Consider the following 780-nt stretch of genomic DNA (forward strand, 5'->3'; position numbering starts at 1 on the left):
TAACTAATAAGAATCAGCATGGACCAAAAAATACAATCTCTTCCAGCTAAGAAAAACATAGCCCTTGTTGCACATGATGGAAAAAAAGCCGCGTTAAAATTATGGTGTGAAAAACACACTCCAATGCTAAGTAAACATAAGCTATACGGCACTGGTACAACCGGACATTTAATAGAAAAAACCACCGGTTTGAATGTCGTACAATTACTCAGTGGACCTATGGGGGGTGATCAGCAGCTTGGTGCTAAAATAGCGGAACATGAAATTCATGTATTAATCTTTTTTTGGGATCCTCTGGCATCTCAGCCGCACGACCCCGATGTAAAAGCATTGCTTCGTTTAGCCGCGGTGTGGAACATTCCTGTTGCTTGTAATGAAGTAAGCGCTGATATGTTACTAAGTTCTCCCCTTATGGACAGCGAATTTGAGCGTTCTTTGCCAGATTACGAAAAGTACCTCGCAACCCGACAAATCTCTTTATAACAGCTTATTTATAAAGCATACTCGCCCATTTAGTCAGACCAGCGGTGACACTGCCAAAGTGATCACCATTAACCATTTTAATGTCGCCTAAGTGGGTTTTTAAAGCCGCTTTGATCAGTGGTGATTGCGCACTACCACCCGTTAAATAAATTACATCTGGGGTAGTGTTTGCATCTGCAATGGCCTGTTTTGCTAATGTCACTATTTGGCTAATACTATCGTCAACGGCTAATGCTAATTCATTAATAGAAATATCTTTATCAAGTGATGAATCTAGAAATGTTAAATCACAATTAA

The 780-nt window shown here is 39.9% G+C and carries 1 protein-coding gene and 1 pseudogene; one reads left to right on the top strand and one right to left on the bottom strand.

Going from position 1 to position 780, the window contains the following annotated elements; genetic code table 11:
* Window positions 1-18 precede the first annotated feature (18 nt).
* Window positions 19-483 (top strand): methylglyoxal synthase, encoded by a 465-nt coding sequence (locus tag CWB76_RS19135; RefSeq protein ID WP_138609705.1) that lies wholly within the window; start codon window positions 19-21, stop codon window positions 481-483.
* Between the two features lie 4 nt (window positions 484-487).
* Here the strand turns inward: CWB76_RS19135 and CWB76_RS19140 are convergent.
* Window positions 488-780: pseudogene (locus CWB76_RS19140) on the bottom strand (molecular chaperone); the annotation flags it as partial.

Source organism: Pseudoalteromonas sp. S1609 (assembly GCF_005887255.1).
Taxonomy (GTDB): Bacteria; Pseudomonadota; Gammaproteobacteria; order Enterobacterales; family Alteromonadaceae; genus Pseudoalteromonas.

What these genes read in the sequence shown, in the direction of transcription:
- CWB76_RS19135 (WP_138609705.1), top strand. Translation starts at nt 19, where the DNA reads ATGGACCAAAAAATACAATCTCTTCCAGCTAAGAAAAACATAGCCCTT.